This window comes from Hoylesella marshii DSM 16973 = JCM 13450 (assembly GCF_000146675.1).
Classification (GTDB): Bacteria; Bacteroidota; Bacteroidia; order Bacteroidales; family Bacteroidaceae; genus Prevotella; species Prevotella marshii.
On the sequence record NZ_GL397214.1, the window covers coordinates 164,785 to 172,539 of the forward strand.

4 protein-coding genes are annotated in these 7,755 nt (G+C 46.3%); 1 reads left to right on the forward strand and 3 read right to left on the reverse strand.

Going from position 1 to position 7,755, the window contains the following annotated elements:
* Nucleotides 1–222: 222 nt before the first annotated feature.
* Nucleotides 223–2,139, forward strand: coding sequence for a leucine-rich repeat domain-containing protein (locus tag HMPREF0658_RS00710; RefSeq protein WP_006947826.1), 1,917 nt, complete (start codon nucleotides 223–225; stop codon nucleotides 2,137–2,139).
* Nucleotides 2,140–2,286: 147 nt separating this feature from the next.
* Here HMPREF0658_RS00710 and ppdK read toward each other — a convergent pair whose 3' ends face one another.
* The 3 genes from ppdK to HMPREF0658_RS00725 form a co-directional block, all read right to left on the reverse strand.
* Nucleotides 2,287–5,010, reverse strand: coding sequence for a pyruvate, phosphate dikinase (ppdK, locus tag HMPREF0658_RS00715; RefSeq protein ID WP_006947827.1), 2,724 nt, complete (start codon nucleotides 5,008–5,010; stop codon nucleotides 2,287–2,289).
* A 438-nt stretch (nucleotides 5,011–5,448) separates the two neighbouring features.
* Nucleotides 5,449–5,634, reverse strand: coding sequence for a hypothetical protein (locus HMPREF0658_RS00720; protein ID WP_006947828.1), 186 nt, complete (start codon nucleotides 5,632–5,634; stop codon nucleotides 5,449–5,451).
* A gap of 13 nt (nucleotides 5,635–5,647) precedes the next feature.
* Nucleotides 5,648–7,582: a leucine-rich repeat domain-containing protein gene (locus HMPREF0658_RS00725; RefSeq protein WP_006947829.1), complete on the reverse strand. Its 1,935-nt coding sequence runs from the start codon at nucleotides 7,580–7,582 to the stop codon at nucleotides 5,648–5,650.
* Between the last annotated feature and the right edge of the window lie 173 nt (nucleotides 7,583–7,755).

A 7,755-nucleotide genomic window follows, 5' to 3' on the forward strand; every position in this document is an offset into this window, starting at 1 on the left:
GCTAAATTTTTTATTTTATCATTTGCATAGGCTATGCAAGCACTAAAATTTTTGTTTTGACCTTGATTGTGTAAAACGGAGGTTAAAAATATTCTATCATCGTTTATCTTCTTCTTTATTTTATTATTATCTTTACAGCCGTGTTTCATGATAGTTGTTTGCATACGGCAATTGTGACTGCATACTTTTTTAATATTTTAATCCTTTAATAAATCAACATTTATGAAAACAGAGTTTACTCTCTTGCGTACGGTACGATGCTACTGCTTGCTGCTGTTGTCCTTATTGCTTATTGGGACAGGAACGATGATGGGTCAAAATCCCATAGACATTATTCGTTTGCAAACGAATAAAACTCTCGGTGAGAATTTTAATATCGGGATAGAGACTGCTGAAGGTGGCTCTTTCACCATCGAAGGACTGAATGGAAATGATGACGATGGCTATACTGTCGGCGCACAGACCATCGTGGTGAAAGGAAACATCGAGACGCTGACGTGCTATAAAAATGAATTGGTGCAGATAGATTTATCTGCTTGTCATGGACTGAAGAAGTTGGATTGTCGCGGCAACAAGTTAACCGCTTTGGATGCAAGTCCCGTTGGCGCGCTGCAATGGTTGGCATGTAACGACAATGAGTTGACAACGCTCAATGTAAACAATCTGGGGCACCTCTCTGAACTGTATTGTCACAATAACAAGTTGGGGAGTTTGCAGGTGGGAACCAATGCTGCACTTGTCCAATTGTATTGCGCGAACAATGTGTTATCGGCACTTGACGTTAGCCAGAACAGACAGTTGCATGTGTTGATTTGTCATCAAAACCGGTTGCGTGCCATCGATGTGAGCAACAATACGGCACTGACGCAGATTTCTTGCGGAGAGAATCAAATAGAAAGAATGGATGTTTCGCATAATGTCGCCTTGAAGTCCTTAGGTTGCGGTGCAAACAAGCTGACGACACTTGATGTAAGTCATAATCCGGCGTTGGAGACCTTGTTTGCTTATGAAAACGAATTGACCGCCTTAGACCTCTCTCATAATCCGGCGTTGCAACGTTTGTCTGTCGGTAATAATAGCTTGTCAGCACTCGACTTGCGTCCCACTCCCTTATTGACGCAATTGAAGTGTAAGCAAAATCATCTGACGGATTTAAACGTAAGCGGGCTTGCAAAGCTCTCTGTATTGGATTGCAGCAACAATCAATTGACCGACTTGGACGTCAGCCACAATACGGTACTGACCACACTGCGCTGCGCAAACAATCAATTGGACAGGGCAGACATACAAGCCAATGGGTTACTCATTACGCTCGATGTAAGTCAGAATCGTTTGACAACACTTCCTCTTGCAGCCAACACTATGCTGGCAGAGCTTTATTGTGCCGGCAATATGCTGACCTCCATTGACCTAAGAACGAATACCGGCTTGCGTACATTGGACGTTGAACACAATCGGCTGGGCGCATTGGAGCTTGGAATGAATACGATACTGACGGGAGTAGCTTGCGGACATAATGCGATTGAAACGCTGAACCTTTCGGCCAATGCACGCCTGAAAGAACTCTATTGCGTGGGCAATCAACTAACGACTTTGGATCTGACAAACAATACAAAACTCAAAATGCTTCATCTTGATCGGAACCAATTACGTGATATAAGTTGGACAAAGTTAAACAAGCTCTATTCCTTGAGCCTTGCAGGTAACCAATTGTCTGCTGACTTGCTCACTCGAGTGCTTGATGCACTTCCCCAAGCACCCGAAGCTACGCCTGAAGAACAAGCTTCGCTCAAATGGGGTGTGGCAGATATCAGCGAAAATCCGGGTACAGCAACAGCAAATACAACCAAAGCGCGTGGGAATGGATGGAAAGTTGTAGCGGAAGTCAGCACCGGAATACATGAGCAGCAACAAAGCGAGGTCGAAACCTACCTGCGCTATGATAAAGACGGAGCTACGCTTCATAAAGCCGCATCTGTCGCCAAGATTGATTTGTATGCAACAGACGGACGCTTGCTGTGGCAGTTTGAAGAACGACAGGGCAGCATATCATTGCAAGATATGCCGATTGGCATCTACATCGCTGTAGCTTACAATCAAAGTGGGAAGCGCTTGGCAAGCATTCGTCTTGCACGTTGACAATTCTTTGGTTGCCATCATCCGATTGTAAGTTTTTCCCTCATACGCTCCGTGTACCATACGTGGCAGAGGCGTTTATTTAAATAGGCGGAATGTCCCATATACACGGGGCATTCCGCCTAAATCATTAATTATTAAAAGAGAGTATTAATTGCTCTCAACGTTAGCTTGCGCCGCAGCCAATCGTGCAATAGGTACACGGAACGGAGAGCAACTTACGTAGTCAAGACCTACACGGTGACAGAACTTCACCGACGACGGTTCTCCGCCGTGCTCACCACAGATACCACACATGAGGTTGGGACGTGCTGTGCGTCCTTTCTTCACAGCCATTTCGATGAGTTGTCCCACGCCATCTTGGTCAAGAACTTGGAATGGGTCTACCTTTAGTATTTTCTTGTCCAAATATACAGGCAGGAAGCTGGCGATGTCGTCACGACTGTAACCGAAAGTCATCTGCGTAAGGTCGTTTGTTCCGAAGCTGAAATACTCGGCATGCTTGGCTATCTTGTCGGCCGTCAGCGCAGCGCGAGGTATTTCTATCATCGTACCCACTTTGAATGGTATCTCTATGCCCTCTTCTTTAAAGAGTTCTGCTGCCGTCTGACGAATCACAGTCTCCTGTGTTTCAAACTCGTGCACGATACCGATAAGTGGCACCATGATTTCCGGATGCGGATTGAAACCTTCTTTCTTCAATTGAATAGCCGCACCGAGGATGGCTCTGGTCTGCATGGCAGTGATTTCGGGATATGTGTTGCCCAAGCGACAACCACGATGGCCGAGCATGGGGTTGGCCTCGCTCAACGATTTTACACGCAATTGGATTGTCTCCAAACTTACGCCCATCTCTTTTGCCATCGTCTCTTGTCCGGCTAAGTCGTGAGGTACGAACTCATGGAGGGGCGGATCCAACAGACGGATATTCACAGGACATCCGTCCATTGCTTTCAGTATGCCATAGAAGTCTTGCTGCTGGTAGGGCAGTAACTTCTGAAGGGCTTTCTCACGACCGGCCTGGGTGTCGGAGAGAATCATCTCGCGCATGGCCTTTATCTTTTCATTCTCAAAGAACATGTGCTCGGTGCGGCAAAGTCCGATACCTACGGCACCGAAGTTGCGAGCTACTTCAGCATCGTGAGGCGTGTCGGCATTGGTGCGTACAACCAACTTGCTATGCTTGGAGCAGAGGTCCATAAGTGCGGCAAAGTCGCCGGTTACCTCGGCCGGTTTGGTCTTCACCTCGCCTAAAAATACTTCGCCCGTAGAACCGTTTAGCGAGATATAATCGCCTTCTTTCAGCTTCACGCCATCTATTTCCACGGTGCGTGCCTTGTAGTTTACATTGATAGCACCAGCACCCGAAACGCAGCACTTGCCCATTCCTCGAGCTACCACAGCTGCATGAGAAGTCATACCGCCACGTGCCGTGAGGATGCCTTCGGCAGCCGACATTCCGGCCAAGTCTTCGGGAGAAGTTTCTATACGAACCATCACCACTTGGTGTCCTTCCTCATGCCATCTCACAGCATCGTCGGCAAAGAACACAATCTGACCGCAGGCAGCACCGGGAGAGGCGGGAAGGCCTCGCGTCAGCACCTTAGCTCGTTTCAGTGCGTCTTTATCAAAAATGGGATGAAGCAACTCGTCGAGTTTATTGGGTTCGCAACGCAAAAGTGCAGTCTTCTCGTCTATCTCACCCTCACGAAGCAAGTCCATTGCTATTTTCACCATAGCCGTACCTGTACGTTTTCCATTGCGGGTTTGCAGGAACCATAGTTTGCCCTCTTGCACGGTGAATTCCATGTCTTGCATGTCGTGGTAATGCTTCTCCAACTTGTTTTGTATTGCGTCGAGTTCAGCATAAATAGCGGGCATATTCTCCTCCATCGAAGGATATTTCGAGACACGCGTGGCTTCGTCCACGCCCTGTTGCTCTGCCCATTTGAGGCTTCCTGCTTTCGTAATCTGCTGCGGTGTGCGAATACCGGCCACCACGTCTTCTCCTTGTGCATTTACCAAATACTCTCCATTGAAGACATTCTCACCGGTAGCAGCATCGCGACTGAAGCATACACCCGTAGCGGATGTTTCTCCCATGTTGCCGAATACCATCGCCATCACAGAAACGGCCGTTCCCCACTCTGCGGGGATACCCTCCATCTTGCGATAGAGAATGGCGCGCTCGTTCATCCAGCTATCGAATACAGCACACACTGCACCCCACAACTGCTCCATGGGGTCAGTGGGGAAGTCATGCCCCGTCTGCTTCTTAATGGCTTCTTTAAATAGAACAACCAGCGATTTCAACTCGTCAACGGTCATCTCGTTGTCGAGTTTGATACCCCGTTTTTCTTTCACCTTTTCTATAATAGCTTCAAACGGGTCGATGTCTTCTTTGTTTACAGGCTTCATGCCAAGTACCACATCACCATACATCTGTACAAAGCGGCGATAGCTGTCATAGGCAAAACGTTCATTGCCGGTCTTCTTAGCCAAACCTGCTACTACAGTATCGTTAAGACCAAGGTTCAAAATGGTATCCATCATACCGGGCATAGAAGCTCTTGCGCCGGAACGAACAGAAACAAGCAGAGGATTCGTCGGGTCACCGAACGTGCTGTTCATCAGCGTTTCGATATGCTTAACGGCATTCTCCACATCTGCTTTCAGTAACTTCACTACTTCATCTTTTCCTTTCTCATAATACTCATTGCAGACATCTGTCGTGATGGTAAATCCCGGAGGTACAGGAATACCAATCAAATTCATCTCAGCGAGGTTTGCTCCCTTACCTCCGAGCAGGTTCCGCATGTCGGCCTTGCCTTCTGCATGACCGTTACCGAACGTGTAAACTCTTTTTTCAGTCATTGTTTAGGTGTTATTTGTAATTATATGAATGTTGTTGTTTTTACAAGTGCAAATATAAAGAAAAATAGACGAACAACAAATAATAATGACAGGAAAATGTCGTCCGCAGTCATTTTTCCGATGCAAGTTCGATAGAGAGATAATGCCATATGACCGCTCTTATCACTGACATACCAAAGCTAATAAATTTCAAAAGCTATCCTTCTTTGCACTCAAAGCTATCTTTCTATATGCTCGGAGCTATGCTTTCATACCGTCAAAGCATAGCTTTTTCACATTATTCTATATGCTATTGATTTTCAAATACTTATATATCTACCCACTACAAAATAACGTGAATCCGATATAAGGAAGTAGTTGGCAAGCCTCCGATAGAGGTTTCTTCCTTATATCGAACCCACGTTAATAGAATATCGTATTAAAAAATTGCAGTTTTTTCTATTTCTGCCATGGCTCATAGCCTGCCATATGCTGTTCGTTGTCCTCGTCGAAGAAGTCGCTTTCTTTTCCCTCGCTGGGTCCAGGAGCAGGACCGGGGCCGATGGGTAAAGAAATTGTTTCGAGCAAACCTTCTGTTTCTATGGGAAGCACCGTGATACGAGGTGCGATATATTGCTTCTTCATATCCTCTGTCTATTTAGAATTTGTAGAACTTTTGTCCTTTTACCACGTATATCTCACCGCTGATTAACCGGTCATAGTCCGTGCCTGCCTGGCGACCATCAAGGGTGTAGAAAGTGTGGTGACCGCTACGCAACTCATCTTCGGTCAGTTCGGGCGTATCAATGCCTGTGGCGGTATCTTCATCGTCGAGCACAATGGCGAATCCTTTTGCCGGCGAACCACCTGTGGTGCGGATGTAGGCACGCATCGAGTGCACAAAACCATTGGGCGTAGAGGGCTTGTAGGGCAGCCATGTATTGCCATACAGACCATAATAGTTGCCTGAGGCGGCTGCGGCGTTGTCGATGTTAGTTGTGGTGCCGCCAAAGAAAATGGAGGCATCATGGCTACCCTGTACTTCCATTGTGGCGGGCGTGGCTTTCACCTGCACATTGTTTTCGGTACCGAATGTGTGGGTTCCGCCATCGGTGACGCGGAGCAGGTAGGGCGTGTTGGCTTCGAGAGAAGTTGTGCCATCGGCGGCTTTTGCCACGGAAGTGAAGTAGCATCTTCCGTTGGCTTTTCTGCGTACCAGAGTATAGGCCATCATTCCTGCCGGTAGTGTGGCGGGATAAGGCAGGCAAAGTGTTTTACAACTGATACCGCTAAAGTTGCGGTCGCGGTATTCGGCTGTAGTAGCGGTGAAATCCTGAAGAATGGGATAGTCGCAGCCCATGTTTCCATCCTTATAGTCGTTGTGTCTTTCATAAACGACAAACTTATCACATTGGTTGCCAATCACAAAGTTTTCTTGATTTGCTTCAGCAGCAGTGACAGTGGCGGGGAGATAAATCATGGTGTAGGGCGGGACATTCCTAAAAAGTGATAGGCCAGGGTTGTCTCTACTGGAAATAAAGCCTGGGGGAAGGGTAACACCCCTCATGTCGATATACTGCAAGTTATAACAATACTGAAAATGCACTTGCCCTAAGATATTAGTCAAGACAGTTCCACTTTCAAATGTCACGGTGGTTAGGCTGCTGCAATCCGAAAAAGCACCAGTGGCAATGCTTGTCAATGTTTTAGGTAATTTCAAATGAGTCAAACCACGGCATTCGTCAAACGCCCATTCGCCAATGATTGTGAGCTTGGGTGCTTCTAAGCGGGCTAAGTGAGTGCAGAACCCAAATGCACGGTCATTAATGGTTGTGACGTTGGGTAGTTTCAATTCAATCAAACCTTTACATCTGAGAAATGCCCCCTCGTCAATGGTTGTAACGTTGGGTAATTTTAATTCGGTTAAGCCTGAGCAGTCGACAAATGCTGCCTGTCCAATTATCGTGGCCTTAGATACTTCTAAGCTGCTTAAGCCAGGGCAACTGGCAAATGCAGCTTTTCCAATTGCTATAACCTTAGGTAATTTCAATGCTCCGGTCAAACGATAGCAGTTATAAAATGCATTCTCACCAATGGTTGTGAGGTTGGGCAAATACGGTGCACCAGTCAAATGCTTACAATAATAAAATGCATAGTTGCCAATGGTTGTGAGGTTAGGCAATGACAGTGTACCGGTCAAATGCTCACAACGATAAAATGTATAGTTACCAATGGTTGTGATATTGGGCAAATACAGTGTACCGGTCAAACGCTCACATTGATAGAATGCATTGTCCCCAATGGTTGTGACACTCTCGGGAATCGTGATCTTCGTCATTGAGTTTTGGTTGTGAAACACAGAAGGACCGATTGCTGTAACTTTAGCAGAACCGATTTGGCTGGGGATAGTCACTTCACCGGAGAGAGCGCTTGAATGATCGGCATTTCGTACACTCACTATTGTTGCATTACCTCCGTTTAACCTGTATGTCCATATTTTCCCATTTACGGTATAGGTCTTGTCCTGTGCCTGCAATTGTGATGAAGGTAGCATACAAAGTATAAACAATAATAGTAAAAGTTTTTTCTTCATTGGATTTGTTTGTTAAAATGAGACATCAATATATAGTCAACTCTTTTTCTACCCGCAGCAGACGAGTGAAAAGTTAGAATCATTTTAGAGAGATTCTTGCCTTTCCGCACCTTACAAACGGGCACGAAAAAGCGAACAAAGGGAACTCCTTGGAGCCCTTTGTTTATGAGGAA

Excerpts from the sequence above, each read along its gene's own strand:
- ppdK (WP_006947827.1), bottom strand. The coding sequence starts at position 5,010 with ATGACTGAAAAAAGAGTTTACACGTTCGGTAACGGTCATGCAGAAGGC.
- HMPREF0658_RS00720 (WP_006947828.1), bottom strand. The coding sequence starts at position 5,634 with ATGAAGAAGCAATATATCGCACCTCGTATCACGGTGCTTCCCATAGAA.
- HMPREF0658_RS00725 (WP_006947829.1), bottom strand. The coding sequence starts at position 7,582 with ATGAAGAAAAAACTTTTACTATTATTGTTTATACTTTGTATGCTACCT.
- HMPREF0658_RS00710 (WP_006947826.1), top strand. The coding sequence starts at position 223 with ATGAAAACAGAGTTTACTCTCTTGCGTACGGTACGATGCTACTGCTTG.